The following is a 25,434-nucleotide window of genomic DNA, read 5'->3' on the forward strand; positions in this document are numbered from 1 at the left end:
GATACCTAGACGCACGGCGCGCGCGGCGACTGCCGTTTGTCACGAAAACTTCATCAAGAAATCGGGATGAGGTCCGGTGTGGTGGGTTTGGCGCGGATAAGAAGAAGGGCCTCGGCGTGGGAGGCCTCTGTGTTTCCTGGTGGACGCGTGCTTCATCGAAGGCCGCTTGCCCCCATCCCAGCCTTCCCCCGGGAGGGGAAGGAGCAAGACCTCAAGGCCTGCGCTCGGCTGTGTTTGTATTTCTCCCTCCCCTCCCGGGGGAGGGTCGGGGTGGGGGCACGACGGCCTTCACCACAACGACAGTCAGCCCTTCGACCACCGTCTTCTTCCTGTCTTGCAAGCAGCCCAGACTGCAGGGTGGATCGCCGAATCCGCTCGGCAAGCCTTATCTTTTTTCAGGGGGCGACGATGCACGTCGGTGTGTGGCTGTGGGGTGTGGCGCTCGGTGCGGTCTACGGCGTGGCTGGCGCGCAGACGCCATCGGCTGCCGATGACGGCAGCTGCGTCGAAGTCGTGGTGAACGGCGAGCGCACGCCCGCCTACGACTGCCTGACCCGCAAGCTCTCGCCCACCTTGCCGGCACGCGGGCCGGACGACGCGGCGCCCGGGCTCGCCTCGGAAGCGATCACGCAGCGGCCGGGCAATCAGTTGGGGTTGTTCAATCGCGCGGCGACCGGGCATCGCATGGGCAACACCTTCGGCACCTCGGTGTATCCGCAGCGCCCGCCGCCGGTGGTGCCGACGTCGCCGCTGCTGTCGCCGCGGCCCTGAGGGGTGGCGAGATGCAGGGGAAGCGAACGGGCGTTCAGATTTGCTGGGTCAGCAGCACGACGACGCCGGCCAGCGAAATGGCGGCGCCTACGGCTTTCCTGAAGTTCTTCAACATGTCGTGCACTCCATCGGTAAGACTCGATGGTGCGCCGTTGGAGAGCGCAGCGGGTTTGGCAATCTCGATGGCCGGGATAGAAAAACTTCAACCGCCGGGTGATGCGCGGTGATGCGCCCGGTCAGCTCGCCTGCACGCCCGCCCGGGCTTCGGCGAGCGACAGGCGCTCGCGGGCGAACTGGCTGGCCCGCAGGCGAACGCGCGCGACCGCAGCATCGAGCGAGGGTTGCTGCATGAAGACAAGCACGCCGCGCTTGAGCCCGCGCAGGCTGAGTTCGGCAACGCCGGCGTAGCGGCCGCCGGAGGTCTGGCGGATGTCGATCTGGCTGGACCAACCGTCGGGAAGTTCGACGAAAAGATGTTGCTGTGTGGCGCTCATGTCAGTGAGGAGCTTAGGGCTACTGCCGGCGCCGCCCTAGGACATAGTTCCTAGGTATTAGCATTTAATTTCGTTTAATAACAATTTCACGCGCACCGCGCAAAGGGACACCATGTGTGAACACCCGCATGACTTTCGGCACTCGCGCCGGAACAGCGTGCCATCTAGGATGGAGCGGCCGTGATCCGTCTCCCTCTTTCCGTGCGTCCTCCCGACCGGCCTGCCCCGCAGGTCGACACCGCCCGCCCTGCTTTCTGCGCCGCCGCATGAAGGACGAGACGCAGACAGCCGAACACCTCTACACCGTCGAAGTCGAGGGACGCAACGTCACGGTACGGGACGTGATGGTGGCGGCATTCACCTACCGCATCAAACTCGAGGAACTGCTGGGCTCCCCCCGGCAGGTCGTGCACTGCTACCGGCTCTGGCGCCGGCTCGAGCAGCTCGACGAACCGCCCATGACGCGCCTGGACATCAAGTACGCCGCCGCATGGCGCGACGCGCACGAGCAAGCCTGGCAGGTCGCGCAGGTGTTTCTCACCGACCCGCACACCAAGACCTTCGTGCTCCGGCTCGCCCTTCCCTGACCCTGCGCGTCAGCGCATGTGCGCCATGTCGCGGATGTCGGACCGCAGCGCGCTGCGGTCGGCGCCCAGAAGCGGCAGGTTGATCAGCAGTTCGAGCCGTCGCCGCAGCGAATACAGCACCTGGATCGCGCCATGCGCCGCGTCGTCCGGGCCGGTGCCGGCGCCCGCCACGTCCGGGTAAGGCCACAACGCCGCATCGGGCTGGCCGGGCCAGCGCGGCTGCAGCACTTCGAGCGAGGGGTCGAGCGTGATGACGACATCGGCCCGGAGCGATCCCGCACGCGCCAACAGGTCCCAGTTGCGCGGCGGCGACGTCGGCAAGGCCATGCCGGCGCTGCCCAGCGCCTCGACGGCCGCGGGATGCACATCGGCCGCCAGCCGCCCGGGCTGCCCGCACGAACGCGCCGCGAAGCGCTTCGAATCGAGGTGGGCGAGGCAGGCCTCGGCCAGCACGCTGCGCAGCGAATTGCGCCGCGAGACAAAGACGACTTCGATCCGTTGCTGCATGGTCGAACGACTATAGCCACGCCATGTGGCACCTGTGTAGCGGGGTGCGGCGACCCTCTTGCAAACGCCTGTTTACTCCTGTCATGCGAACATGACCAATTAGTGTTAACACTGGTAAACCTTGTGGGTTTCATCGGCGTTAGAACCCCATGTGGACATCCGACCCCTCCCTTGTTGCCCTTGCCTTCCTGGTCGGTCTTGCTGCGGGCGTGACGCTCATGAGCATGCTGGCGGTCCTGCGTTCCGACCAGGACCACCCGCCCTCCGAGCAGCGCACCCGGCTGTAAGGCCCAGGCCTCAGGCCATGCACCCGCCGGCTTTTCGCCGGCCGGTGTGACCGGGCGCTGCCCCGCCCCACATAAGCGGGCGCGCTTGTTCAGAACCCCGATTGCCCATTCATCGCCGCGCCGTGTCCCGTTCACTGTCTTGCAAAACCAAGTAAGCCTCCTCGAACGCAAGTTTGTCTGCCTACGCCGTCCATCGGCTCGCCCTCGCAACAACCGCGACGGCGACGTAACACCAAATAATTAGCAGCTTCGCGCGACCGGCGCGCCACTTGTCAAGGCCCCGGTTCGCACGGTCCCGGGCGCCTCGCGCAGACACTCGCCGCAGGGCGACCGACACCCGGCAATATTTAACGTAAAGCAACGATTGTTACGATTTTTGTGTCGTTCCCGACGCGCAGCTGTGACGTTCGCCCGGTCCGTGACACGGGGCGCGACGATACTGTTTCGGCCTCGATCCTTGCGTTCCTTGCGTGCAGACTGCGCGTCGCGGGACGCGAGGCGAGGCACATCATCCAACTCGCTCATGTAAGACAAAAATGAACAAACTGCTCGCACTCATCATCGTGGCTGCTGCCATCACCGCCTGCTCCAAGCAAGAGTCCACGCCCGCAGCGCCGGCCGCACCCGCAGCACCTGCTGCAGCACCGGCCACGCCGGCACCCGCTGCGGCCGCCAGCGCGCCGGCCGCCGCAGCGCCCGCTGCCACCACGACGGCATCGGCCGACGTGCCCAAGGAATGCCAGGAATACCTGGACAAGGTGAGCGCCTGCGTGGGCAAGCAAAGCGGCGCCGCCGCCGACGCACTCAAGAGCAGCCTCGAGCAGACCAAAGCCACCTGGGCCAGCTACGGCGCCAACGCCGCACAACTCGGCACCGCCTGCAAGGCCGCTTCCGACGCCTTCGCCGCACAAGCCACGGCAATGAAGTGCTGATGCGCTGAGTCGCTCGCGCCGGCGAGGCCACCCTCGCCGCGCAACGCGACACTCACCTCCTCGTCTGCGACGAGGAGGCGCCGGCCCCACTCAGCGGACGGCGCCATCAAGGTCCCGCAGGACCGCAAGTTTCCGGCGTCCACCAGCGACCTTCCGACCGGACCCGCCTCCCCGCACAAGAACCGTCGCGAGCCCGACTCAGGCCGCAGCCGCCCCGCGCTCGCTCGTGATCTCCGCGCCTTCACGCATCGTCTTCGTGACCGGCGTGTTAGCCACCACCTCGAGCAGTCGGCTCCACTGCGCATCGGTCAGCGGCCCGCTGGCGTGCAGCACGCGGTGGATGTGCACCTTGCCGTCCGCATCCTTCGCGAAGCTCAGCTCGGCCTTGAACTCGCCCAGCTCCCAGCCCTTGCGCTGCGCATACATCCGCAGCGTGATCGCAGTACAGGCGGAGAGCGCGGCCAGATAGTAGTCGTAGGGCGCCGGCCCCGCGCCCTGCCCGCCCAGCGCCGCCGGCTCGTCCGCCACGAGCTGGAACTTGCCGACCTGGATGCGGTGATTGAAATCGACGTCGGTGGAGACGATCGTTGCGGTGACTCCGTGGCCCATGGGTGTGTGCTCCTTGTTGGCAAGCAAGCATTCTGGCGCGGCCGGAATGCCCGAAAACATCTGCGCCACCGGGGTTGATCCAGAGGCACATAATCTTCGCCGGGCGGCCATGCCAGGGGTCGCCAGCCACCCCGGCACAAGCGGGGCGCGCCGCCTTCCTGCCTGGCATCGACGGAACGACACCATGAGCGCACTGCACATGTTCATCCCGGTCTCCGAGCCCGCACGCAGCGAAGCGCTGGCGCAGTTCATCAAGACACACCACGTTCCCCGCCATCTGGTGCGAGGCACCTCGCGCAAGATGCCGACCGACTGCGGACCGTCCGCGCCGGTGCGCACATCGCAGGAGTTGCCGCAAGCGACTCAGACACCCGCCACGTCGGCCTGAACTGCCGCGCTTCGGCGCCCGGAGGCCTGCGGTCGGAGCCCAGGCACCAGACATTCGCCCAGTGTCTGATTCGCGACAAATTGGAAATGGCGCTCCATTTTCTGAGACATACTTCACGAATGCGGCGAAAAATAACCGAGAAAAGCCCCCCCGACGATGCCCCCGCTCCACCCCCGGCCACGACAGAGCTGAGGGTCAGTTGGGAGCACTCCTTTCCCGACGACGGGTCGAAACTGGTGCTGCATTCGAACTGGATTTCCAACACCCCCGCCACGCAGGCCTACCTCGAGGCGCTGATCGCCCGTGTCGCGGAGATGGACCCCGCGCCCCGCTGCGTTTTCGAGAAGCGCAAGGCTGTCGTGCCGCGCTCGTTGCCGCCGGACCTCGGCACTTTCACGTCGGCCGAGTTCTGGCAGGTGGCGGAGATCCTGCACCTGCAAGCCACGCCCTCTCTCGCCGCCGCGCGCCTCGTGCTGGTCGAAGGCATGCGCCCGGCCAAGGCGGCGCGCCAGCTCAACACGAGTCCGCAGGCGCTGACCAACTCGCTGCGAAAGATCCGCACCGAGCGCGCGACCTCGTCGCGCCTGGGGCGGTTGCCGCCCGATCGGCCACCCGTAAAAGACTCTCCGCCGCCCGAGGCCTGAGCGTTCGGCGGCCGGACCGCGGCCGTCAGCCGCCGTGTCCGCCCTCGCCCGCCACCGGATGGCGGGCCGCATAGCGCTCCAGCAGCAGGTACAGCACGATGCCGCCGGCCAGCGGCAGCAGGTAGTAGAGCGCGCGGTACGCCAGCACGGCGCCCATGAGCGTGCCCTGGCGCACAGTGCCCGAGAACAGCGCCAGGTAGACGGCTTCGATCACGCCGAGGCCGGCCGGAATCGGCGTCACCACGCCGACGATCGACGCCGCCAGCAGCACGCCCAGCACGGTCGTGTACGGCACCTTCTGGCCGAGCAGCAAGTACATGGCGCAGCCCATCACGGCCCAGTTGGCGGCCGAGAACCCAAGCTGCACCAGCGCCAGCTGCGCCGACGGCAGCTCGAGCCGCCGCCCCTTCACCTGCCAGTGCCGGCCGTGCAGGAAGAAGCAGGCCACCACGTAGGCAACGGCGAGCAGCACCATCCCGATGCCGAACGCGCGAAAGGCGTCCACGCCCATGTGCGCCTCGCGTGGCGGCGTGATGGCGCCGGCCGCGAACAGGCTGCCGGCCAGCAGCCCGTAGCCGAGCCAGTTGGTGGCCAGGCTGATGCCGACGATCTGCGCCACCGTGGCCTCGTCGAGCCCGGCGCGCGCATAGAGCCGCGCACGCAGCGCGATGCCGCCGACCAGCGAACCGAGGTTGAGATTGAAGGCATAGCTCACGACCGCGATGGCCCAGCTGCGCCAGCGCGGCAGCCGATGCCGCGTGTGCCGCCGCCCGATCAGGTCGAAGCATCCGTAGAGCGCGTGGCTCAGCGTGGCGACCCCGAGCACGCCAAGCAGCAGCATCGCGGAATAACGCTGCAGCGCCTCCCATGCGCCGGCCCAGTCGACCTTGTGCGCGTGCGACAGCAGAAGGCCCAGCACCACGAGCCCGAGCACCGGCAATGCCCAGCGGCGGCAGCGGTGCCACAGCGGCGGCTTGTCCGAAGACACAGCGGCGGTCGAAGCGAGCGTGGTGGCGTGGCGGTTCATGACGGGCTGCCCGTGCCGCGCAATGCCGCAATGAGCGCCGCGAGGTCGAGCGGCTTGAGCAGGTGATGGTCGAACCCGGCGGCGGCGATGCGCTCCCGGTCGCCCTGCTGGCCCCAGCCCGTGAGCGCGACGAGCACGAGCCCGCGCAGCGCCGCGTTGGCGCGCAGCCGGGCCGCGAGTTCGAAGCCGTCCATGCCCGGCATGCCGATGTCCAGGATCGCGAGCCCCGGCGCCGGGCCGTCGGCCACCAGCGCGAGCGCGGCTTCACCGTTGTAGGCCACGCGTGGCGACGCCCCCATCGCGCGCAGCAGGTCGCCCAACGCATCGGCCGCGTCGCGGTTGTCGTCGACGACCAGCACCGTGACCGGCAGCGCGGCGGGCCAGCCCGCAATGGCGGGCGGCGGCGAGGGCCGCACGCTGCTTGCGGCACCGATGAGCGGCAGCCGCACGCAGAACGTCGCGCCCTGGCCGAGCCCGGCGCTCATGGCCTCGACGCTGCCGCCGTGCAGTTCGACCAGGCTCTTGACCAGCGTCAGGCCGATGCCCAACCCGCCCTGCGCGGCCTTCGAGGTGCTGCTGACCTGCACGAACATCTCGAAGATCGAGCGCAGCATGTCGGGCGCAAGGCCGGCGCCGTTGTCCCGCACCTCGACCACGGCGACACGCTCCTGCGCCCGCAGCACCACGCTGATCGTTCCGCCGGGCGCCGTGTACTTGGCGGCGTTGTTGAGCAGGTTCGAGAACACCTGCGTGAGCCGCACCGCATCGCCGCGCACCACGAGCGGCTCGCGGCCCAGGTCCATGTGCAGCGTGTGCCGGGCGCCCTCGAGCACCGGCCGGCTCAGTTCGAGGGCGTCCTTGATCACCGCATCGAGCGCCACGGGTTCCATGCGCAGTTCGATCTTGCCGCGCGTGATGCGCGAGACTTCCATGAGGTCGTTCACGAGCCGCACCATGTGGTCGATCTGGCGGCCCATGAGCTCGTAGTAGCGCAGCGCCTCGGCGGGTTCGTGCGGCTTTCGCTTCAGCAGCGTCAGCGCGGTGCTCATCGGCGCCAGCGGGTTGCGCAGCTCGTGCGCCAGCGTGGCAAGAAACTCGGTCTTGCGCTGGTCGGCCTCGCGCAGCCCGCTCAGCAGGTCGCGCATCTGGTACTGGCGGTTGCGTGCGCGCAGCGCCGCGCGCACCGTGCTCACCAGCGACGCCACGCGCACCGGCCGCTCGATGACGGTGACGTTGGCCAGCCGGCGCATCGCGTTGGCAATGACCACCGAATCCGCGCCCTGGCGCGCCAGGATGAGCACCGGCAGGTCGGACCACGGCGGCTGCGAGGCCAGCGCCTCGGTCAGCGCGGCAGCCGCCGGATCGGACAGCGCTTCTTCGGCCAGCAGGACCGCGCCGGCGCCCTCTTGCAGCCCGCGCACGAGCGCGCAGAAATCGGCGCAGGTGTGCGAGGCGACCTGCGCGCGTTCGAGCACGGCCTTGGCCATGACGGCGTCCCTCGAAGTCATGGTGCGCAGCAGGATGCGCTGTTCGATGGCAACGGGTGTCTTGGCACTCACGATGTGCGCTGCACGCCGTCGATCGGCACGGGGACGCCCGTCAGGATGCCCCGGAAGTTGCGCAGCGGCTCGCCCACCCGCAGCCCGGTGGCGGTCATCGAGAAATCGCGGATGGTGCGCTCGTGCGCGCCGCCGCGCTTTTTCAGCACCGAGATGGCCTGGCGCACTTCGCCGTCGAGTTCGAAGTAGCGCAGCAGCACCACCGCATCCGCAAGGTAGCTCGCGTCCACCGGTGTCTGCATCTGCATGCCGATGAGGCCGTGCTGCGCGCCCACCAGCAGCGTGGCCACGCCGGCCTGCCCCAGGTACGACAGCAGCTCGTGCAACTGCGCGATGAGAAAGCGCTCGTCGGGCATGGCGTTGAGGTAGCCGTTGAGGCTGTCGATCACCACCACCGCGGCCTTCGACTCAGTCACCGCCAGCCGGATCAGGTGCACGAACTCGCCCGGCGACAGCTCGGCCGGATCGACCTGCCGCACCAGGACGTGGCCCGAGTCGATGTACTGCGACAGCGGCATGCCCATGCTCTCGCAGCGCGTGCGCAAGGTCTGGATGCCCTCGTCGAAGATGAAGAGCGCCGCGCACTCGCCGCGCTGGGCCGCGGCCAGCGCAAACTGCACGGCCACCGTCGATTTGCCGGTGCCCGGCGCGCCGACGAACAGCGTGCTCGTGCCGCGCTCGATGCCGCCGCCCAGCAAGATGTCGAGTGCTTCCAGGCCGCTGGGAATGCGCGGCTGGTTCAGTGCCGCGGCATGCTCGGACGCCACCAGGCGCGGAAACACGCGCAACCCGCCGCGCTCGATGCGGTAGTCGTGGTAGCCGCCGCGAAAGCGCTGCCCGCGGTACTTGCTCACCAGCAGCCGGCGCCGCGCCGTGCCGTAGTCGGAATGGTTCTGCTCCAGCCGCACCACCGCATGCGCGATGCTCTGCACCTGCAGGTCGTGCTTCATGGCGGTCATGTCGTCCAGCAGCATCACGGTGCACTGGCGGCCCGAAAAGAACTGCTTGAGCGCCAGGATCTGGCGCCGGTAGCGCAGCGAACTGCCGGCCAGCAGGCGCAGTTCGGACAGCGAATCGAACACCACACGCGTGGGCTTGATGACGTCCACATCCGACAAGATGCGCAGCGTCGTCTCGCTGAGCTCGACCTCGGACGGATGGAACATCGTGTACTGCTCGTCGGGCTCGAGCGCGGCTTCCGAGGGGAGCATCTCGCGCACGTCGATGCCGCTGAGGTCCCAGCCGTGGGACTGCGCCACGCCCTGCAGCTCCTCGGCGGTTTCCGACAAGGTGACGTAGAGCACCGGCTCGCCGCGCCGCGCGCCCTCGAGCAGAAACTGCAGCGCAATGGTCGTCTTGCCGGCGCCCGGCGTGCCTTCGATGAGGTAGAGCCGGTTGGCGGTGAGGCCACCGCCGAGCACGTCGTCCAGGCCGGGCACGCCGACCTTGATCAGGCCTTCGACGTGCTGTGCCTGGGCGTGTTCCTGTGCTTTCTTTTCCTCGTCCGACGCCGGGCCGGCCGCGCCATCGAATTTCATTGCGTCCTCCATCGTTGTGGCTCACGAGGAAGGATTTGACGGGGAGACCGGCGCCGCGGCTGTAGGGCATCGCCGTTCCCGCGCAGAAGACAAAACCAACGCGCCGCGCGGGCCGGCGCCGAGCGCAGCACCGGCGTCAGGATTTCTCGGGCGTCTTGTGCTCGGCGTCGCCGGGCTCCTTGAGTTTGTCGTTGCCGACCTTCTTCATCAGGCCTTCGCCCTCGGTGTCCTTGCCGTCGGTGGGCACGGATTCTTCCTGCGTGATCTCCGGCTCGTCGGAGGCGGGCTTGCGGGGTTTCTGCGTCTGCGATGCGGGCTTCGAGGTCATGAGGCGTTCTCCTGGATGAACATCGACCGTGCAGTGCGCGGGGCCGCCACACGCTCAGGCAATGGCGGCACCGCCCGTCAGCCAAGGCCGACGACGGCGGCGCGCTTCAGGCGGGCGCGAGCGGCTCGACCGGCGCCTCGCTCGCCTCGATGAAGAGCCGCCGGATCATCGGGAAGCGCGCGCGCACCTGCTGCTCGATGGCGGCGATGGCGTCGGCCGCCTCGCCGGTGGCGGTGCCGTCCTTGAAGTTCACGTCGACGACGGCCAGTACCTCGTTGGCGCCGATGTACATCGAGAGCACGTGGCCCACGTCCTGCACGCTGGGCTGCTGCATCGCCAGGCTGCGGATCGCGCGCGCCGTCTCGGGCCGGATGCCCTCGCCGATGAGCAGACCGCGCGCCTGGCTGATCAGCAGCACCGCCACGCCGGCCAGCAGCAGCCCGATGACCACCGACGCGGCGCCGTCGAGCGCCGGCATGTCGAAACGGTGGCTCGCCCAGATGCCGAGCGCCGCCACGCCCAGGCCGGCCAGCGCGGCCGAGTCTTCAGCGAGCACCGTGTAGGTGGTGGGGTCCTTGCTCTGCCCGAGCGCCTGCCAGAACGGCCGGCCCCGCGCCTCGCGCCGGAACTCACGCAGCGCAATGAAGAAGCTCGTGCCCTCGAACAACGCCGCCAGGCCCAGCACCACGTAGTTCCAGGTCGCATCGCGCATCGGCTCGGGGTGGCGCATGTGCTGGATGCCTTCGTAGAACGACACGCCACCGCCCAGCCCGAAGATGAGCACCGCGACGATCAGGCTCCAGAAGTACAGCTCCTTGCCGTGGCCGAAGGGATGCTCGGCGGTCGCCGGACGCTGGCTCAGGCGGATGCCCACGAACAGCAGCACGCCGTTGAAGGTGTCGACCGCCGAATGGATGCCCTCCGACAGCATCGCCGAGCTGCCGGTGATGCCGGCCACCACGAACTTGGTGACCGCGATGGCGACATTGGCCGCGATCGCGCCGTAGATCGCGATCTTCGAGCCGGCCATCAGCAGCCAGGCTCAGGGAAGGCCAAGGTAGATCCGCAGATCGTCCTTCACCGTGCCCGCGGACGCGACCGCGATGCGCAGCCGCTCTTCGGTCACGCCGAACCACTGGGTCCAGTAGTCGACCGCCTGGGGGTCGGTGATGTCGATGCGCTCGTCATCGTCTGGGGGAACGCGGATCTCCAGGGTGTCCAACATCGCAGGCCTCCGGGCAGATTGAGGGGAGACGGCAGTGTGGCCGCCGGCGGACACGATGGTGCCGGTCGGATGCCACGGTTGATGCAGGACATTTGCTACAGGCGGGCCCCTGCCCCGCCCGCGCCCGCGTCATTCCGCCTCGGAAGGCCCCAGCGTCTTGAGGTCGGCGAACTTGGCTGCCATCGTCGGATTGCCGCGCGTCAGTTTCTTGATCGTCACGTCCTGTGCCTTGTCGTTCGCCAGGCGCAGGTTCCGGTCGGTGCCGAGCAGCGCTTCTTTCGTTTTCTGCAGGTGGTCGATCGACTTGTCGATCTCTGCAATGGCCTTCTGGAAGTGGCCGGAAGCGAGGTCGTAGTTCCGTGCGAAGGCGGTCTTGAACGTTTCCAGCTCGGACTCGAACTTCGTGATGTCGATGTTCTGCGCCCTCACGAGCGCCAGCTCCGACTTGTACTTGAGCGAGTTCATCGCCGCATTGCGCAGCAGCGTGATGATCGGAAGAAAGAACTGCGGGCGCACGACGTACATCTTCGGGTAGCGATGGAACACGTCGACGATGCCGGTGTTGTAGAGCTCGTTGTCGGGCTCCAGCAGCGACACCAGCACCGCGTACTCGCACCCCTTTTCGGCACGGTCCTTGTCGAGTTCCTTCAGGAAGTCTTCGTTCTTGTTCTTCGTCGCGGTGCGGTCGCTCTCGTTCTTCATCTCGAACATGATCGAGACAATTTCGGTACCCGCCTCGTCGGCGTCGCGAAAGATGTAGTCGCCCTTGCTGCCGGTGCGCGCGTCGTTGTCCTTCTCGAAATAGGCCCGGGGAAACGCCATCGACCGGATGCGGTTGAACTCGGTCTCGCAGTGCTGCTCCAGCGTCTCGCCCACCATCTTGGTCGACAGGCGCGCCTTCATGTCGCGCAGGCGCTCGATCGCGTCGTCGCGGTCCTTGATCTGCGTCTCGTACTTGTCCCTGAGTGATGTTTCGGCGAGCTGCTTTTCGAGCTGCGTGCGTTCGAGACCACTCTTCAGCTGGTCGCGCTCCTTTTCGACCGTGCTGACAGCCTCGGTGATCGCGAGCTTCTGCGCCACTTCGATGGCGTCGAGCTTGGCTTTCAGGTTCTGGATCTCCACGTCTTTTGCCGCGGCGCCCTTCTGCAGTTCGCCCAGGTGCCGGGCCTCGGCGAGCGCGGTCGCGGCCAGCTTGTCCTGCCGGGCCTTTTCGAGTTCGTTGGCGAGCGCATCGCGCTCTTTTTCAACGGTGCCCAGGGCTTCGCTCACGGCGAGCTTGCGCGCGACCTCGCCGGCTTCGAGCTTCGCCTTGAGTTCCTGGATTTCGACGTCCTTGGCTGCGGCCGCCTTCTGCAATTCGCCGGCGGCCCTGGCTTGCGCGAGTTCGATGGCGTTGCGCTTGTCCTGCTCGGCCAGCTCCAGCCGCTCGTGCAACTGCTTCTCGAAGTCGCCGTCGCGCACCTGCTTCAGGATGTCCGCGTACCCGGCCTCGTCGATCTTGAATGCTTTCCCGCAGTGCGGGCAGATGATTTCATGCATGGCTACTTACCTTCGGCCTCAACTCTCATGTGCAACTTCCAATGTGTGTCTGCGTGGGGGGATGTTAGAGCGTGCGACCCGGCCCCGACGGGGCATTCCCCCTGCGCGGGCGGTTCAAGGCGCATCATGGGCCGATGAACATCCACCTCGGCTTTGAGATCGCGTACCAGTTTCCCCGGCCGACGCCGATGATCCTGACCCTCAGCATCCACTATTCGCGCGCCTCGGACCTCGTGCGGCCCGACCATCTGCTCACGAATCCGGCCGTTCCCACCAGCGCCTACCGCGACATGTTCGGGAACTGGTGCACCCGCCTGGTCGCCCCCGCGGGCCGCTTCGTGTTGAGCACGGACACCGTGGTCCGCGACAGCGGCGCACCCGACATCGTCGCGCCCTCGGCGCCACAGGTGCCGGTGGAGTACCTGCCCGAATCGACGCTGGTCTACCTCCTGGGCAGCCGTTACTGCGAAACCGACCTGCTGTCCGACTTTGCCTGGCAGCGCTTCGGCAACGGCCCGACCGGCTGGGGCCGCGTGCAAGCGGTGTGCGATTTCGTGCACCACCACATCGAGTTCGGCTACCAGCACGCCCGGCGCACGCGCTCGGCGTTTGAAGCCTTCAACGAAGGGCAAGGCGTGTGCCGCGACTACGCGCACCTGGCGCTCACGCTGTGCCGCTGCCTGAACATTCCGGCCCGCTATTGCACCGGCTACCTCGGCGATGTCGGCACCCTGCCGCCCTACGGCACGATGGACTTCGCGGGCTGGTTCGAGGCCTTCCTGGGTGACCGCTGGTACACCTTCGATGCACGCAACAACGTGCCCCGCATCGGCCGAGTGCTGATCGCGCAAGGGCGCGACGCCAGCGACGTCGCGTTGTCCAGCACCTTCGGGCCGAATGAGCTCGATGGATTCAGGGTGTGGTGCGACGAGGTTCAGTGAGCTGATCAGTCCACCGTGTCGAAGAACGACAACTTGCGCGCGCGCGGCAATGCCTTCACCTTGAGTTCCGCCCGCAGCGCCGCGCCCCTGTCCGCATAGCAGCGGGCGGCCAGCACGCGCAGCGGAGGACGCGCGCGCGTGAACTTGGCGCCGAGACCGAAAAGGTGCTGGAAGAAGCGCTGCTCCACATCGATGGCGATGCCGGCGTAGTACACGCCGCCCTCGCATTCGAGGAGGTAGAGCCAATAGGGAGTGGGCGGCGGGGCAGGCAAGGTTCGGGGCACGCGGAATTGTGCCGCGACATTCCCGCATGCCGCGCCTCTCCACGTTGCAGTGCGCGCGCATGACGCAAGTCAAGAAGTTTTCCGTTTCTAAACGCTTCCCCCGAGGAACCCGGCCGCGTCGTGCTTAGACTCCCCCCTGCGCGCATTCGTGTCGCTGAATTCTTTTTTCCACCCTTCCATTGAAAGAGTCCCCGCCTTGAACAAGACCGACCTCGTTGCAGCCATTGCCGCAGACACCGACCTCAGCAAGATCGATGCTGCCCGCGCACTTGATTCCGTCATCGACAACCTCTCCCGCGCGCTGGCACGCGGCGACACCGTGCAGCTGATCGGCTTCGGCACCTTCACGGTGTCGGACCGCCCCGAGCGCTCCGGCCGCAACCCGTCGACGGGCGAGCCCATGACCATCAAGGCCAGCAAGGCGCCAAAGTTCTCCGCAGGCAAGGCCCTGAAGGACGCAGTCAACGTCGCCAGCTGAGCGCGAGGGTCGACTTGGGCGTGCTGTGCACGTTGAGCCGACCTTGGCCAGAAGAGCCCGCGTCGTGACGTCGTCACGGCCATGACGCTGTCTCCCATGGGCTGAAGAATCGCGTCGGCGATCGGCCGGGGCCCGCCCGCGGATGGAAGACCGGCGGCGCAATCGACTTGCATCCGCACGGTCAATCCCGTACGCTGGCCCGGCGTCCACGCGCACCGTCCGAGCCCCTGCGGGCCGCCGGGTCGGCCTTGCGGGCGCGCAAAGGAGACCCGCCATGCCAAGCCGATCGAACGGCCTCGCGGCCGAAGTGCAAGCCGTGCGAACCCTGGCGCTCGTGGGCGCCGCGGCTTCCGGCAAAACCTCCCTCGCCGAGGCCTTGCTGTTCAAGGCGGGCGCCATCGGGGCGTGCGGCAGCATCGAGCGCGGCAGCACCGTCAGCGACCACGACCCGCTTGAGCGCCGCATGCTGCATTCGCTCAACGCGTCGGTGCTGCACCTCACGCATGCCGCCACGCGCATCCACCTCATCGACACCCCCGGCGGGCCCGACTTTCTCGGCCAGAGCCTGCCGGCCCTCGAGGCGGTCGAAACGGTGGCGGTGGTCATCAATGCCGCCAACGGCATCGAGCCGATGGCCGTGCGCATGATGGACTACGCCGCCTCGCGCCACCTCGCCCGCATGATCGTCGTCACCAAGATCGATTCGCAGGGCGTCTCGCTGGCGGGCCTGCTGGCCGACATCCAGGCCACCTTCGGCCGCGAATGCCTGCCGCTGAACGTGCCCGACGGCGTCAACAGGCAGGTGATCGATTGCTTCTTCAACCGCTTCGGGCGCTCCGACTTCGGCTCCGTCGAGGCGGCGCACCGCGCGCTGGTCGAGCAGGTGGTCGAGGTCGATGCGGCCTTCGTCGAACGCTACCTCGAGGAAGGCGACGTGGACCCGTCCGAGCTGCACGCGCCGCTCGAGCAGGCGCTGCGCGAAGGCCACCTGATTCCCGTGTGTTTTGTCTCGTCGCGCAGCGGTGCCGGCGTGGCCGAGCTGCTGGACGTGATCGTCAAGCTCCTGCCCGACCCGACCGAGGGCAACCCGCCGGAGTTCATCGTTGGCGAGGGCGCGCAGGCCCAGCCCATGAAGGCCCTGCCCGACCCGTCGCTGCACGTGCTGGCGCATGTGTTCAAGGTCACCATCGATCCGTATGTCGGCAAGATGGGCATCTTTCGCGTGCACCAGGGCACGCTCACGCGCGACAGCCAGCTCTACATCGGCGACGGCCGCAAGCCCTTCAAGGTGGGGCACCTGTTCATGCTGCAGGGCAAGGACCATGTCGAGGTGTCGCGTGCGCTGCCCGGCGACATCGTGGCGGTGGCCAAGGTCGACGAAATCCATTTCGATGCCGTGCTCCACGATGCCGCCGAAGACAGCCACGTGCATCTGGCGCCGCTGCCGTTCCCGGTGCCGGTGTACGGCCTGGCCATCGAGCCCAAGCGCCACGGCGATGAACAGCGCGCCTGGGAAATCCTCGGCAAGCTCGCGGCCGAAGACCCGTGCCTGCGCATCGAGCACGTGGCCGCGACCAACGAGACGGTGCTCTACGGGCTCGGCGAGCTGCACCTGCGCATCGCGCTCGAACGCCTGCGCGAGGTGTACCACTTCGAGGTGCTGACGCGGCCGCCGCGCATCGCCTACCGCGAGACCGTGACCGCGCCGGCCGAGGGCCACCACCGCCACAAGAAGCAGTCCGGCGGTGCCGGCCAGTTCGCCGAAGTGTTCCTGCGCATCGAGCCGCTCGCGCGCGGCGCGGGTTTCGAGTTCGCCGACGAAGTCAGGGGCGGCGCGATCCCGGGCCAGTTCATTCCTGCGGTCGAGAAAGGCGTGCGCGAAGTGCTGACGTACGGCGCGATTGCCGGCTACCCCGTGGTCGACGTGCGCGTCGTGGTGTACGACGGCAAGCACCACAGCGTGGACAGCAAGGACATCGCTTTCGCGACCGCGGGCCGCAAGGCCTTCATGGCCGCGATCCGCGAAGCCCGCCCGGCCGTGCTCGAGCCGATCGTGCAGATCGAAATCGCCGTGCCCGAGCATTCCGTCGGCGACGTCACGAGCGACCTGTCGTCACGGCGCGGCCTCGTCACCGGCACCACGGGCCAGGGCGGCGGCACGGTGGCCATCGGCGGGCAGGTGCCCGAGGTCGAACTGGCCAACTACCAGTCGCGGCTGCATGCGATGACCGCCGGCCAGGGCCGCTACACCATCGCGTTGTCGCACTACGAGGCCGTGCCGCCGGCTGTGCAGAAGACATTGATGGGGGAGTACCGGGTGCGTGAGGACGATTAGGACCCGCGGCTAGAAGAGCCCGCGCTGCGACGTCGTCAAAGCCATGAAGCTGTCCCCCATCGGCTGAAGAATCGCATCGGCGATCGGCTGCAGCTGCCGGGTCAGGTAGTGCTCGTAGTCGATGCGCGAATGGCGGGTTTCCAGCGGCTCCGGTCCGTTCTGCGTCATGACGTATTGAATCCAGCCGCCCTTCTGATATTGCTTCGGTCGGCCGACCCGGCCGTTGTGCTCGTCGGCAATGCGCGCAGCCCGCACCTGCGGCGGTACGTTGACCAGATAGGCGTCGAGCTGATGGCGCAGGCGCTTGCGGTAGATGAGCAGGTCGTCCTTGGCGCCCGCCAGCGTCGACCTTGCGTAGTCGGTCACGAACGCCTTGTAGGGCTCGCCCTGGAAGATGCGTGACAGCAGACCCTCCTGGAACTGGCGCGCCAGCGGGGTCCAGTCGCTGCGTGCCATCTCGAGGCCGCGGTACACCATCTCCTCCTTGCCCGCGGCATCCACGCTGAGGCCCGCGTAGCGCTTCTTGCTGCCGACCTCCGAGCCGCGGATGGTGGGCATGAAGAACTTCTTGTAGTGGGTGTCGACCTCGATTTCGAGAAAGCTCTCCAGGCCCTGTTCTTCGCGCAGCGTGCGCGCCCACCAGTCGTTGATGTCGGCCGCCAGGCGGGTCGCGACGGCGTGCGCCTCGTCGTTGGTGTGAGCGCGCCTGAGCCAGATGAAGATGGAGTCGGTGTCGCCATAGATGGCCTCGTAGCCGCGTTGCTCCACGAACTCGCGCGTGAGCTTCATCATCTCGTGCCCGCGAAGCGTCACGGCGGACACCAGCTTCGGGTTGAAGAAGCGGCACTCGGACGCACCCAGCACGCCGGCGAAGGAGTTCATGAGCAGCTTCAGCGCCTGCGACAGCGGCTCGTTCTTCACCCGCTTGGCCTCGTCCCGCGCGCGCCACAGCGTGGTCACGATCTCCGGCAGGCAGTGCCTGTCGCGCGAGAAGACGGTCTCCTGCGGCCCGTGGATGAGCCCGCTCGGGTCGGCGGCGTTCGAGCCCTCGACGAGCCCCACCGGATCGACGAGAAAGGTCCGGATGATCGAGGGATAGAGGCTCTTGTAGTCCAGCACCACGACGGAGTCGTAGAAGCCCGGCTTCGAGTCCATCACGTACCCGCCGGGATAGGCCTTGCTCGCAATCTCGCCCACGCTCGGCGCGACGTAGCCCAGGCGGTGCATGCGCGGCAGGTAGTGGTGGCTGAACGCGGCAATGGAGCCGCCGAAGTGGTCGGCCTGCAGGCCGGTGACCTGGGCGCGCTCCATCATGAACTGCAGCAGCTTGGCCTTGTCGAAGATGCGCAGCACCAGCTCGCAGTCGCGGATGTTGTAGAGCGCGAGCGCGGGCTTGTCATGCTGATACCGCCGCTCGATCTCCGCCATCTTGTCGTACTCGTCGCCGATGGCCTTGCCTTCACCGAGCAGCGTCTGCGAGACGTTCTCGAGGCTGAACGACGGAAAGCTCCACACCGCCGCCTTGAGTGCGTCGATGCCGTCCAGGATGACCCGCCCCGGTGTCGGCGCGAACAGGTAGCCCTGCTTGCCCGGATGGGTGCGCCATTCGATGGGGCGGCGCTCCCGCCCCAGGAGGAACGGCACGCCGCAGTCGTTGGCGGTCTTCTGGAGCACGCGCAGATCGAACTGGATGACGTTCCATCCGATGACGACATCGGGGTCGTTGCGCTCGAACCAGTCGTTGAGCCGTTCGATCATGGACTTGCGCGACGGGCAATAGATGAGCGAGAAATCCATGGGCTCGCCCGGCTCGGACGGCGGCTCGCCCAGCATGAAGACGACACGCTCCGGTGTGCCGTCCAGCGCGATGGAATAGAGCCCTTCATGCTGACTCGTCTCGATGTCCAGCGACACGACCTTCAGCACCGGCCGGAATTCGGGCGCGGGCTTGAGCTTGCAGTCGACGAGGACCGCGCCCTCAACCCGCCCTCCTTCCACCCGCACGCCGGCGGTGATGAAGCGCTCCATCAGGTAGCGGTCGTGCGGGCGCACGTCGGCTTCGAGCAGCGGAATGCCCTGTGCCTGGAGGGCGCGGGCCAGCCGGCCGAGCTGGCGGAAGTGCGTGGCATAGACACCGAGGACAGCCTCCTGCTGGAAGGTCTGGAGCTCGAGCTCGCGCAGCTGCACGCCCGGCATGGCCGCGAGGTGGGCTTCCACCGCCGCCCTGTGCCGGGCGGCGACGAACGCGACGCTGCTGCGGGAGGTCAGGACCACTTTCCGTGGCCCCGCCTCGGTGGCCAGCCAGTATTCGATCTCGGTGCCGGCGTGTGCATCATGCCAGTGGCGCGTGAGGATGAAGCCGTTGAGGTCGGTGGATGTCACGAGAGCTTGGAGATCGGGTCGAGGGGAAAGGCGGACTTGGTGTTGGGAGATTTTCACCCGGCCGTTTGTGGCTCCGACCCGTTGATCCACCCACTGATTGGGTCGTGTGAAAAGAGTCGAATCTTCGCCTCTTGCACCCCGCGCTACCGGTTCCCGTGGACTCCCACAAATACGGTATTTGGTTTGCAAATAACTCCACTAGATTCGCCCCATCACGGACCAAGAAGACGCAGAGCTCGTGAAAACGGTGCCACGTTTCACTGGCTATCGGCGGGCCTCACGAGTTGCGCGTCGGCCCTCCCGCAAAGCGTTCGGACCAAAGCGATTTCGAGTGGGGACAGATGAAAAAGAGACTGGCAAACAAGGAGTTGAAATGAACGTAAAAAAAGTTGCATGTGCAGCCGTGCTTGGCGCGGTCTGGTCGTCGCTGGTATTCGCTCAATGTGAGCCGGAACAGCGAGCCTATGACATTGCAGGAGCAAGCTGCCACAAGAAATGGAGAACAGCGAACGACATTTCCGAATGCAAAAACGAAGAACTGGCGGCTGCAGCGGCGAAGCTGCAGCAATGCTTCAGAGACATCAATACCGGAAAGCGCAAGCGTTGATCTGATGCCGAGCATCAGGAAAACCGATTGCAATTCATCATTTGATTGAACGAGGTCAAAAAGGAGTTCATATGATTCGATTTTCTCTCGCCATCTTGCTGGCTTTCGTGTCTTCTCATGCGCTCGCCAGCAACTGGACGACCGCCATGGACAACAAGAGAAGATGTGAAACCGCCGCCCATGAGGCTGAAAAAAATCGCCGGCACATGGCAGCCAATCACTACAAGCAGTGCGCCAAGGAGTTTCAGGCTGCCGCCCAATACTTTCGGGAAAATGATCAGGCGTACAACGGAAAAACGGCCTTTCAGCGTGGGCTTGACCAACACAACAAGGGGAACATGCAATAGCCAGCATGCCTTGTGCTGTGACGATGGACTCGAGCACGGTGGAAGACCGGCGAGCCCATCCACAGCGACATCGACCTGATCGCGATTCGCAATGACCGACAGGCCCCTGCACCTCTACATGACGATGTCCGAGATGTTCTCGGACCACCTGAGTGCAACGGGGGCCTACCCGGAAAAATTCATCTTGAGCACCGTGCTGCACAGGCAGTACTTGCGAGACTGGGTGCTCATGCGTCAGATGGTCACGACGCGCATCGACCCGACCCACCACATGGGTGTGTCCATCGAGATTTCCGACACCACTGTCAGCATCATGGTGGCCTCTGACGGCACAGAGGTCGCGCTCCCGTGATGCGCCTGCTCCCTCTGCGTTTCGTCGCCCCGCTCTGGCAGACGCGGGCCGGCGCAACCCGAATCGCGCGGCATCCCAAGGATTACCATCGACCGGGCCACGCCGCCCCTCTCATGCCCATGAACGTCGACACCGCCTCCGTGCCCCCTGCCATCGCCCAGGAAATGCCTGCCCCCGACGGCCCGCTGTCGCGCGCGCGTCCGGGGCGCGAACGCATCATGGCGGCCATCCGCACGGCGGCGGTGACCGAGTTCAGCCTGCACGGCCTGAAGGGCACGTCGACCCAGGCCATCGCCGCGCGCGCCGGTCTTACCAAGCCCCAGCTGCACTACTACATCGCCGGCAAGGAAGAGCTCTACGAAGAGCTGCTGATGCAGGTGCTGCATGCCTGGAAGGTGGTGTTCTCGTTCGAGGACGCCAGCGGTCCGGCCACGGTGCTGGGCGACTACATCCGCAAGAAGCTCGACCACGCGTTCGACAACCCCGAGATCTCGCGCATCTTCACGCGCGAAGTGCTCGACGGCGGCCGCAACCTCGACCGCTACTGGCCCAACGCGCAGGCCTGGACGCAGAAAAAGGTCGACATCATCAACGGCTGGATCGCGCGCGGGCAGATGCGCCCGCTCGATGCGCGCCTGCTGCTGATGCACATCTGGGCCATGACCCAGAGCTACGCCGACTACGCGATCCAGACGCGCGTGATGCTCGGCCTGCCGCCCGAAGCGCCGATCGACCGCGAACCGATCGCGCGGGAACTGGTGGCCTTCGTGCTGGGCGGCTGCGGCATCAAACCGTAGTCATCCCGTCTGGGGAGGACCTGTTCGACGAGTGACTTTTGACACTGTTCGCCGCAGTGCCGCGCCTCTACCTTCGCACCGTCCCAGCCGGATGTCCCGGCCTGGTGCATCCGTACACAGGAGGAAGAGGATCATGAAGACACGAATGTTCTTGGCCGCAGCAGGGGTCGCCGTGGCGCTGGCGGCATGCGGGGGTGGCGGCGGAGGCGGCCCGTCGGGCGGGCTGCCGCCGCCGCCGGGTCAGATCCCACCGCCGCCTCCGCCGCCCCCTCCACCGCCGCCGCCCCCGGCGCCCGCGCCCGCCCCAGCGCCGGCAGCGATCAGCGCCCACTACAAGTTCCTGAACTTCCAGCAGGACCGGGACCCGGCCACCGAGCCGGCCGAGAAGCGCTACGACGACTACATCGCCCTGCTCAACCGCGAAGGCGCCGCGGGCTACCGCTATGTCGACGGCCTGGCGAGCGGCAACATCGTGTCGCTGCAGGACCATTTCATGATGGTGAAGGACACCGAGACCACCTACACCTACGAGTACAAGCGCTTCGAGGTCGACATCATGTCGAGCGACGGCCTGCCGCGCCTGCTGCAGCAGATGAAGGAGCAGGGCGCCAAGGGCATGGTGTTCGTGAAGCTGCTCGGCATGATCGACATCAACTCGAACAACAACGGCGAGTTCGGCGTGCTCTACCGCAAGGACGCGGGCTCGTCGGCCACCTTCGACTTCGCGGCGGCCGACATTCCGCCGACCTCGGGCGACTTCGCGAACCTTGCGAACGCGCTGGGCGCCCAGGGCTTCAGGCCGTGGGCCACGCCGGTGCTGCGCGGGCTGACGCAGCAGTTCTTCGTCAAGGACCAGAGCAGTGCCGCACGCTACGAACTCAAGGCCTTGCTGAGCCCGCTGAGCGTGGTCGACGGGGACCAGGACGACGTCAAGGCGCAGATCCGCGAACAGGGCGCGGCGGGCTACCGGCTGCTGAAGGCGCGCTTCATGGAGGACTCGAAGCAGTTCATCTTCTACGTGAAGGACACGACGCAGTCGAGCCGCTTCGAGTACGAGTTCCTCGACAACCCCGACAGCGTGTTCGGCCTGCAGGAAGCCAATGCGACGCAGGCCAACGGCCAGACCGCGCTCGGCCTGCGCTACTTCGGCCTGCCCGACACGCCCGTGTTCCTGCGCTCGCTGTCCTGCACCGGGCCGCTGTGCCTGACGCCGGACGGCAAGGAAATCACGGACGGCAGCTGAGGGCGGACGACGACCGCTCAGCCGGACTGCTTCGACCAGCGCTCGAGTCCGTCGAGCAGCGGCAGCAGTCCGCGCGAACGCGGCGTCAGCGTGTAGCGCACGGTGCGCGGAAAAGCCGCCGCCGCCTCCCGACGCACGAGCCCGCGCTGCTGCAGCAGCGCCAGCCGTTCGGACAGCACCTTGGCCGTGATGCCCGGCAGCCGCGCCATCAGTTCGCCATGGCGCAGCGCCGAGGCATTGAGGTGCCAGAGCACCAGCGCGTTCCAGCGGTGGCCGAGGAACGCGAGCCAGTCCTCGACCGGACAGGCCGAGGGCGGCACGGGCGCCGGCGCATCGAGCGGCATCGGCGCGGCGGCGGTCCGGGGCGTCCTGGAGCAGATCGTCATCGTCATGGGTTTCCGTTTGGATAGCACTGGGAAGCGGTGCTCCACTGGCGCTTCGCTCCCTCCACGACACGCCTTTGCATCATGGCCAAGATAGCACGCCCCTTCGAGATCAACGAAGCCTTCGCCGCCGCGTTCAACAGCCGCGACCTCGCGCAACTGCTCGCGTTGTACGAACCCGATGCGGCGCTGCGCCCCCACCACTCGCCCACCACGCTGCAGGGGCGCGAACCGCTGCGGCAGGCGCTCGAGGCGCTGACCCGCGTGCCGGGACGCATGACATCGCGCAACGCCTTCTGCACCGAATGCGGCGACATCGCGCTGCTCAAGGCCGACTGGACGATCCAGGCCGACGACGGCAGCGTGATCGCGCGCGGCAGCAGCGTCGAGGTGGCGCGCCGACAGGCGGACGGCGGCTGGCGCTATGTGATCGACCGCGCGCTCGAGTAGCCCTCCGGCCGGTTTCCGCCCGCGGGAGCCCCAGTCCGGTGCACCCGGACTGGCACGCCGTTTGCATAACCTGACCACTTGCTCTGATTGATTGGTCAAATTCATGCAACCGCGCGCCGCCTGCTCCCTTTCGATGGAAAAAAGCGCCCCCGTGCACCCGGCGGGGGCGCTTTTCGTATGAACGGCGTGAACGGCATGGCCGCGCCCGTGCTGCTGGACCACGCACGGCTGCCGCGCTGGCTGCTGCCCACCGACTGGCCGCAGCGCCACGGCGTGCCCGAACTCGCACGCATCGCCATCGAGGCCGGCCGCGTCCGCTCGGTACAGCCCGCGACGGACAGCGACACGCCCGCGTCCGGCTGGGACCTCGCCGGCACGCTCGCCCTCCCCGCCTTCGTCGACGCGCACACGCACCTGGACAAGGCGTTCACGCTGCCGCGCATGCAAAAGGTGCAGCCCGGCCTGCTCGGCGCGATCGATGCGATGCTGGCCGACCGCGTGCGCTGGACGCCCGCCGATGTGCGCGAGCGCGCATCGCGTGGCCTGCAGTGGGCCTGGGAATGCGGCACGACGCATGTGCGCACGCATGTCGACTGGTGGGAGCCCGACGCGCTGCCGATGGCGTGGCCCGTCATGGCCGAGCTGGCGCAGGAATGGGCCGGCCGGGTCCGGCTGGAGCAGGTCGCGCTCATCAAGCTGCCCCTGTTCGAAGACGCGGCGCAGGCCCTGCGCCTCGCGCAGCAAGTGAAGGCCACCGGCCCGCACGCGCTGCTCGGCGGCTTCGTGCACTCCAGCAACTGGAGCGAGAACGCCCTGCGCAACCTGCTGGTGTCGGCACAAGCGTGCGACCTCGACATCGACCTGCACGTGGACGAAGAACTCAACGCCGCGGCCGTCGGCCTGCAGACCACCGCGCGCCTGCTGCGCGAGATCGGCTACGAAGGCCGCGTGGTCTGCGGCCACCTCTGCGCGCTCGCGGCCCAGCCCGAGGCACAGGCCTTCGCCACGCTGGACGCCGTGGCGCGCGCGCCGATCACCGTGGTGTCGCTGCCCGCCACCAACCTGCTGCTGCAGGACGCCGTCACCGGGCGCACGCCGCGCCAGCGCGGCATCACGCTGGTCAAGGAAGCGCAGGCGCGCGGCATTCCGTTGCTGTTCGCGAGCGACAACGTGCAAGACCCGTTCTGCCGCCTCGGCAGCTTCGACCCCGTCGAGGCGCTGGGCACGGCCGCGCTGGTGGCACAGCTCGACGAGCCCTTCGACACCTGGTCGCAGGCGCTGTGCCGCGCCGACTGGCTGCGGCGCGAGCCCTCGCCTGCGCGGCCCACGCTGGTGGGCATGCCGGCCGACCTCGTGCTCTTCACCGAGGCCGACCGCTTCGGCTGGCCTTCGCGCACCGCATCGCGCGTAGTGCTGCGCGACGGCCGCGTCGCGCGCGGCGACGTGCCTGCCGCGTGGCGCACCGCCGCCCACGCCATCGCCTGACCTCACCCAACAACCCCAAGGACCTTCCATGCTCCACGGCTACATCCCGCCCCACCGCTTCCTGCCCTACCTGAGCTGGACCGAAATCGCCGCGCTGCCCGAGCGCGAAGACACCGTCATCGTGCTGCCGTGCGGCGCGATCGAGCAGCACGGCCCGCACCTGCCGTGCTCGGTCGACAGCGTCATCGCGTCCGGCGTGATGGGCAAGGCACTCGAAAAACTGCCGGCCGAGGTGCGCGCCTTTGCGCTGCCACCGATCACCTACGGCAAGTCGGAGGAGCACCTGCACTTTCCCGGCACGATGACGCTCACGGGCACCACGCTGCTGTCGACCGTGATCGAAATCGGCGAGTCGGTGTACCGCTCGGGCTTTCGCAAACTGCTGTTCGCCAACGGACACGGCGGCCAGCCGCAGGTGCTGGAGATGGCGGCGCGCGAACTGCGCCTGCGCCATGGCGACTTCGTGATCGTGCCGCACGGCGTGTCGCGCCTGCCCAGCGCGGCCAGCCAGCAGGTCAGCGAGCAGGAGAAAAAACTCGCGATGCACGCGGGCCATTCCGAGACCGCGCTGATGCTCGCGCTGGCCCCCGACACCGTGCACATGGAACGCGCAGTGGCCAACTTTCCACCGCCCTTCCCGATCAAGCTGCTGTCGGCCGACGGCCGCCCCGCCTGCGCATGGACCGCGCGCGACTTCGGCCCCAGCGGCGTGATCGGCGACCCCACAAGCGCCACGCGCGAACAGGGCCTGGCAATCCTGGACACGCTCTCGGACAGCTGGGCGCAGGCGCTGACCGAGCTGTACACGCTGCGCTGGCTCGTGCGCGAAGAAGCCACCTGGGAGCGCGGCCACCAGCAGGGCTTCATTCAACAGTCGTTCGAGCCCGCCTGAGCCGCGCCCGCAGCGGCCCATCT

The 25,434-nt window shown here is 67.3% G+C and carries 30 protein-coding genes; 16 read left to right on the plus strand and 14 right to left on the minus strand.

Translation table 11 applies throughout. The features are described from left to right. Positions 1–408 precede the first annotated feature (408 nt). A complete protein-coding gene (locus IG196_RS19170; protein WP_192192436.1) occupies positions 409–771 on the plus strand; it encodes a hypothetical protein in 363 nt (120 codons plus the stop codon). A gap of 236 nt (positions 772–1,007) precedes the next feature. On the opposite strand, the gene IG196_RS19175 is transcribed toward IG196_RS19170, so the two are convergent. Beyond that, complete coding sequence (locus IG196_RS19175; RefSeq protein ID WP_192192439.1) at positions 1,008–1,265, minus strand: hypothetical protein; 258 nt, start codon at positions 1,263–1,265, stop codon at positions 1,008–1,010. 266 nt (positions 1,266–1,531) lie between these two features. Between IG196_RS19175 and IG196_RS19180 the strand changes: the two genes are divergently transcribed. Next, positions 1,532–1,852 (plus strand): hypothetical protein, encoded by a 321-nt coding sequence (locus IG196_RS19180; protein WP_192192441.1) that lies wholly within the window; start codon positions 1,532–1,534, stop codon positions 1,850–1,852. 9 nt (positions 1,853–1,861) lie between these two features. Here IG196_RS19180 and IG196_RS19185 read toward each other — a convergent pair whose 3' ends face one another. Continuing rightward, positions 1,862–2,359, minus strand: a complete 498-nt coding sequence (locus IG196_RS19185) for a low molecular weight phosphatase family protein (protein ID WP_192192444.1) — start codon at positions 2,357–2,359, stop codon at positions 1,862–1,864. 149 nt (positions 2,360–2,508) lie between these two features. Between IG196_RS19185 and IG196_RS19190 the strand changes: the two genes are divergently transcribed. Beyond that, entirely contained in the window at positions 2,509–2,646 is a 138-nt protein-coding gene (locus IG196_RS19190; protein ID WP_192192447.1) for a hypothetical protein, read from the plus strand. A 536-nt stretch (positions 2,647–3,182) separates the two neighbouring features. Beyond that, entirely contained in the window at positions 3,183–3,578 is a 396-nt protein-coding gene (locus tag IG196_RS19195) for a hypothetical protein (protein WP_192192450.1), read from the plus strand. Positions 3,579–3,776: 198 nt separating this feature from the next. On the opposite strand, the gene IG196_RS19200 is transcribed toward IG196_RS19195, so the two are convergent. Beyond that, positions 3,777–4,187, minus strand: coding sequence for an OsmC family protein (locus tag IG196_RS19200; protein ID WP_192192452.1), 411 nt, complete (start codon positions 4,185–4,187; stop codon positions 3,777–3,779). Positions 4,188–4,371: 184 nt separating this feature from the next. Between IG196_RS19200 and IG196_RS19205 the strand changes: the two genes are divergently transcribed. After that, positions 4,372–4,575 carry a hypothetical protein gene (locus tag IG196_RS19205; protein ID WP_192192454.1) on the plus strand — a complete coding sequence of 68 codons (204 nt, stop codon included), beginning with the start codon at positions 4,372–4,374 and terminating at the stop codon, positions 4,573–4,575. Positions 4,576–4,811: 236 nt separating this feature from the next. Next, on the plus strand, positions 4,812–5,219 hold the full coding sequence (locus IG196_RS19210) for a hypothetical protein (protein WP_192192457.1): 408 nt from the start codon (positions 4,812–4,814) through the stop codon (positions 5,217–5,219). A gap of 25 nt (positions 5,220–5,244) precedes the next feature. On the opposite strand, the gene IG196_RS19215 is transcribed toward IG196_RS19210, so the two are convergent. The 7 genes from IG196_RS19215 to IG196_RS19245 form a co-directional block, all read right to left on the minus strand. Then, positions 5,245–6,246, minus strand: a complete 1,002-nt coding sequence (locus IG196_RS19215; protein WP_192192459.1) for a lysylphosphatidylglycerol synthase domain-containing protein — start codon at positions 6,244–6,246, stop codon at positions 5,245–5,247. Next, positions 6,243–7,805 (minus strand): hybrid sensor histidine kinase/response regulator, encoded by a 1,563-nt coding sequence (locus tag IG196_RS19220; protein WP_225616731.1) that lies wholly within the window; start codon positions 7,803–7,805, stop codon positions 6,243–6,245. Before IG196_RS19220 ends, IG196_RS19215 begins: the two co-directional genes overlap by 4 nt. Next, a complete protein-coding gene (locus IG196_RS19225) occupies positions 7,802–9,343 on the minus strand; it encodes an ATPase domain-containing protein (protein WP_192192462.1) in 1,542 nt (513 codons plus the stop codon). Before IG196_RS19225 ends, IG196_RS19220 begins: the two co-directional genes overlap by 4 nt. Before the next feature lie 136 nt (positions 9,344–9,479). Then, the gene (locus tag IG196_RS19230; protein WP_101489818.1) at positions 9,480–9,671 is read right to left on the minus strand and encodes a hypothetical protein; all 192 of its coding nucleotides are present in this window, start codon (positions 9,669–9,671) and stop codon (positions 9,480–9,482) included. A gap of 106 nt (positions 9,672–9,777) precedes the next feature. Continuing rightward, positions 9,778–10,701 (minus strand): cation diffusion facilitator family transporter, encoded by a 924-nt coding sequence (locus tag IG196_RS19235; protein ID WP_192192464.1) that lies wholly within the window; start codon positions 10,699–10,701, stop codon positions 9,778–9,780. A gap of 12 nt (positions 10,702–10,713) precedes the next feature. Next, a complete protein-coding gene (locus tag IG196_RS19240) occupies positions 10,714–10,896 on the minus strand; it encodes a DUF3606 domain-containing protein (RefSeq protein WP_101489816.1) in 183 nt (60 codons plus the stop codon). A gap of 129 nt (positions 10,897–11,025) precedes the next feature. Then, positions 11,026–12,435, minus strand: coding sequence for a DUF2130 domain-containing protein (locus IG196_RS19245; protein WP_192192466.1), 1,410 nt, complete (start codon positions 12,433–12,435; stop codon positions 11,026–11,028). 134 nt (positions 12,436–12,569) lie between these two features. Here IG196_RS19245 and IG196_RS19250 point away from each other — a divergent pair, with 134 nt between their 5' ends. After that, on the plus strand, positions 12,570–13,376 hold the full coding sequence (locus IG196_RS19250; RefSeq protein ID WP_192192469.1) for a transglutaminase-like domain-containing protein: 807 nt from the start codon (positions 12,570–12,572) through the stop codon (positions 13,374–13,376). 5 nt (positions 13,377–13,381) lie between these two features. On the opposite strand, the gene IG196_RS19255 is transcribed toward IG196_RS19250, so the two are convergent. Further along, positions 13,382–13,660, minus strand: coding sequence for a GIY-YIG nuclease family protein (locus tag IG196_RS19255; RefSeq protein ID WP_101489813.1), 279 nt, complete (start codon positions 13,658–13,660; stop codon positions 13,382–13,384). A gap of 178 nt (positions 13,661–13,838) precedes the next feature. Between IG196_RS19255 and IG196_RS19260 the strand changes: the two genes are divergently transcribed. Then, positions 13,839–14,138, plus strand: coding sequence for an HU family DNA-binding protein (locus IG196_RS19260; RefSeq protein WP_180838928.1), 300 nt, complete (start codon positions 13,839–13,841; stop codon positions 14,136–14,138). Between the two features lie 274 nt (positions 14,139–14,412). After that, the gene (fusA, locus tag IG196_RS19265; RefSeq protein WP_192192471.1) at positions 14,413–16,473 is read left to right on the plus strand and encodes an elongation factor G; all 2,061 of its coding nucleotides are present in this window, start codon (positions 14,413–14,415) and stop codon (positions 16,471–16,473) included. A 9-nt stretch (positions 16,474–16,482) separates the two neighbouring features. On the opposite strand, the gene IG196_RS19270 is transcribed toward fusA, so the two are convergent. Further along, the gene (locus IG196_RS19270) at positions 16,483–18,855 is read right to left on the minus strand and encodes a DNA polymerase II (protein ID WP_192192474.1); all 2,373 of its coding nucleotides are present in this window, start codon (positions 18,853–18,855) and stop codon (positions 16,483–16,485) included. 373 nt (positions 18,856–19,228) lie between these two features. On the opposite strand from IG196_RS19270, the gene IG196_RS19275 reads away from it, so the two are divergent. Next, positions 19,229–19,462 (plus strand): hypothetical protein, encoded by a 234-nt coding sequence (locus IG196_RS19275; RefSeq protein ID WP_192192476.1) that lies wholly within the window; start codon positions 19,229–19,231, stop codon positions 19,460–19,462. A gap of 14 nt (positions 19,463–19,476) precedes the next feature. On the opposite strand, the gene IG196_RS19280 is transcribed toward IG196_RS19275, so the two are convergent. Further along, positions 19,477–19,785 (minus strand): hypothetical protein, encoded by a 309-nt coding sequence (locus tag IG196_RS19280; protein WP_192192478.1) that lies wholly within the window; start codon positions 19,783–19,785, stop codon positions 19,477–19,479. Between the two features lie 115 nt (positions 19,786–19,900). On the opposite strand from IG196_RS19280, the gene IG196_RS19285 reads away from it, so the two are divergent. The 3 genes from IG196_RS19285 (at position 19,901) to IG196_RS19295 (ending at position 22,201) form a co-directional block, all read left to right on the plus strand. Continuing rightward, complete coding sequence (locus IG196_RS19285; RefSeq protein ID WP_192192480.1) at positions 19,901–20,161, plus strand: hypothetical protein; 261 nt, start codon at positions 19,901–19,903, stop codon at positions 20,159–20,161. 164 nt (positions 20,162–20,325) lie between these two features. After that, the gene (locus IG196_RS19290) at positions 20,326–20,958 is read left to right on the plus strand and encodes a TetR family transcriptional regulator C-terminal domain-containing protein (RefSeq protein ID WP_412556391.1); all 633 of its coding nucleotides are present in this window, start codon (positions 20,326–20,328) and stop codon (positions 20,956–20,958) included. A gap of 133 nt (positions 20,959–21,091) precedes the next feature. Continuing rightward, a complete protein-coding gene (locus IG196_RS19295; protein ID WP_192192485.1) occupies positions 21,092–22,201 on the plus strand; it encodes a hypothetical protein in 1,110 nt (369 codons plus the stop codon). 17 nt (positions 22,202–22,218) lie between these two features. On the opposite strand, the gene IG196_RS19300 is transcribed toward IG196_RS19295, so the two are convergent. Beyond that, positions 22,219–22,593, minus strand: a complete 375-nt coding sequence (locus IG196_RS19300) for a winged helix-turn-helix transcriptional regulator (RefSeq protein WP_225616732.1) — start codon at positions 22,591–22,593, stop codon at positions 22,219–22,221. A gap of 75 nt (positions 22,594–22,668) precedes the next feature. Between IG196_RS19300 and IG196_RS19305 the strand changes: the two genes are divergently transcribed. The 3 genes from IG196_RS19305 (at position 22,669) to IG196_RS19315 (ending at position 25,411) form a co-directional block, all read left to right on the plus strand. Then, on the plus strand, positions 22,669–23,034 hold the full coding sequence (locus IG196_RS19305) for a YybH family protein (RefSeq protein ID WP_192192487.1): 366 nt from the start codon (positions 22,669–22,671) through the stop codon (positions 23,032–23,034). A gap of 195 nt (positions 23,035–23,229) precedes the next feature. Next, positions 23,230–24,519 (plus strand): amidohydrolase family protein, encoded by a 1,290-nt coding sequence (locus tag IG196_RS19310; protein WP_192197084.1) that lies wholly within the window; start codon positions 23,230–23,232, stop codon positions 24,517–24,519. A 28-nt stretch (positions 24,520–24,547) separates the two neighbouring features. After that, positions 24,548–25,411: a creatininase family protein gene (locus IG196_RS19315; protein WP_192192490.1), complete on the plus strand. Its 864-nt coding sequence runs from the start codon at positions 24,548–24,550 to the stop codon at positions 25,409–25,411. Positions 25,412–25,434 lie beyond the last annotated feature (23 nt).

The sequence above is a fragment of the Variovorax sp. 38R genome (assembly GCF_014843395.1).
Lineage (GTDB): Bacteria > Pseudomonadota > Gammaproteobacteria > Burkholderiales > Burkholderiaceae_C > Variovorax > Variovorax paradoxus_H.

Bases quoted from the DNA above. Each gene is read 5' to 3' on its own strand.
- IG196_RS19175 (WP_192192439.1), bottom strand. From the start codon at position 1,265: ATGAGCGCCACACAGCAACATCTTTTCGTCGAACTTCCCGACGGTTGG.
- IG196_RS19275 (WP_192192476.1), top strand. From the start codon at position 19,229: ATGAACGTAAAAAAAGTTGCATGTGCAGCCGTGCTTGGCGCGGTCTGG.
- fusA (WP_192192471.1), top strand. From the start codon at position 14,413: ATGCCAAGCCGATCGAACGGCCTCGCGGCCGAAGTGCAAGCCGTGCGA.
- IG196_RS19240 (WP_101489816.1), bottom strand. From the start codon at position 10,896: ATGTTGGACACCCTGGAGATCCGCGTTCCCCCAGACGATGACGAGCGC.
- IG196_RS19225 (WP_192192462.1), bottom strand. From the start codon at position 9,343: ATGAAATTCGATGGCGCGGCCGGCCCGGCGTCGGACGAGGAAAAGAAA.
- IG196_RS19215 (WP_192192459.1), bottom strand. From the start codon at position 6,246: ATGAACCGCCACGCCACCACGCTCGCTTCGACCGCCGCTGTGTCTTCG.
- IG196_RS19195 (WP_192192450.1), top strand. From the start codon at position 3,183: ATGAACAAACTGCTCGCACTCATCATCGTGGCTGCTGCCATCACCGCC.
- IG196_RS19300 (WP_225616732.1), bottom strand. From the start codon at position 22,593: ATGACGATGACGATCTGCTCCAGGACGCCCCGGACCGCCGCCGCGCCG.
- IG196_RS19180 (WP_192192441.1), top strand. From the start codon at position 1,532: ATGAAGGACGAGACGCAGACAGCCGAACACCTCTACACCGTCGAAGTC.
- IG196_RS19170 (WP_192192436.1), top strand. From the start codon at position 409: ATGCACGTCGGTGTGTGGCTGTGGGGTGTGGCGCTCGGTGCGGTCTAC.
- IG196_RS19295 (WP_192192485.1), top strand. From the start codon at position 21,092: ATGAAGACACGAATGTTCTTGGCCGCAGCAGGGGTCGCCGTGGCGCTG.
- IG196_RS19245 (WP_192192466.1), bottom strand. From the start codon at position 12,435: ATGCATGAAATCATCTGCCCGCACTGCGGGAAAGCATTCAAGATCGAC.
- IG196_RS19205 (WP_192192454.1), top strand. From the start codon at position 4,372: ATGAGCGCACTGCACATGTTCATCCCGGTCTCCGAGCCCGCACGCAGC.
- IG196_RS19250 (WP_192192469.1), top strand. From the start codon at position 12,570: ATGAACATCCACCTCGGCTTTGAGATCGCGTACCAGTTTCCCCGGCCG.
- IG196_RS19230 (WP_101489818.1), bottom strand. From the start codon at position 9,671: ATGACCTCGAAGCCCGCATCGCAGACGCAGAAACCCCGCAAGCCCGCC.
- IG196_RS19310 (WP_192197084.1), top strand. From the start codon at position 23,230: ATGGCCGCGCCCGTGCTGCTGGACCACGCACGGCTGCCGCGCTGGCTG.
- IG196_RS19305 (WP_192192487.1), top strand. From the start codon at position 22,669: ATGGCCAAGATAGCACGCCCCTTCGAGATCAACGAAGCCTTCGCCGCC.
- IG196_RS19285 (WP_192192480.1), top strand. From the start codon at position 19,901: ATGACCGACAGGCCCCTGCACCTCTACATGACGATGTCCGAGATGTTC.
- IG196_RS19235 (WP_192192464.1), bottom strand. From the start codon at position 10,701: ATGGCCGGCTCGAAGATCGCGATCTACGGCGCGATCGCGGCCAATGTC.
- IG196_RS19200 (WP_192192452.1), bottom strand. From the start codon at position 4,187: ATGGGCCACGGAGTCACCGCAACGATCGTCTCCACCGACGTCGATTTC.
- IG196_RS19290 (WP_412556391.1), top strand. From the start codon at position 20,326: ATGCCTGCCCCCGACGGCCCGCTGTCGCGCGCGCGTCCGGGGCGCGAA.
- IG196_RS19315 (WP_192192490.1), top strand. From the start codon at position 24,548: ATGCTCCACGGCTACATCCCGCCCCACCGCTTCCTGCCCTACCTGAGC.
- IG196_RS19190 (WP_192192447.1), top strand. From the start codon at position 2,509: ATGTGGACATCCGACCCCTCCCTTGTTGCCCTTGCCTTCCTGGTCGGT.
- IG196_RS19185 (WP_192192444.1), bottom strand. From the start codon at position 2,359: ATGCAGCAACGGATCGAAGTCGTCTTTGTCTCGCGGCGCAATTCGCTG.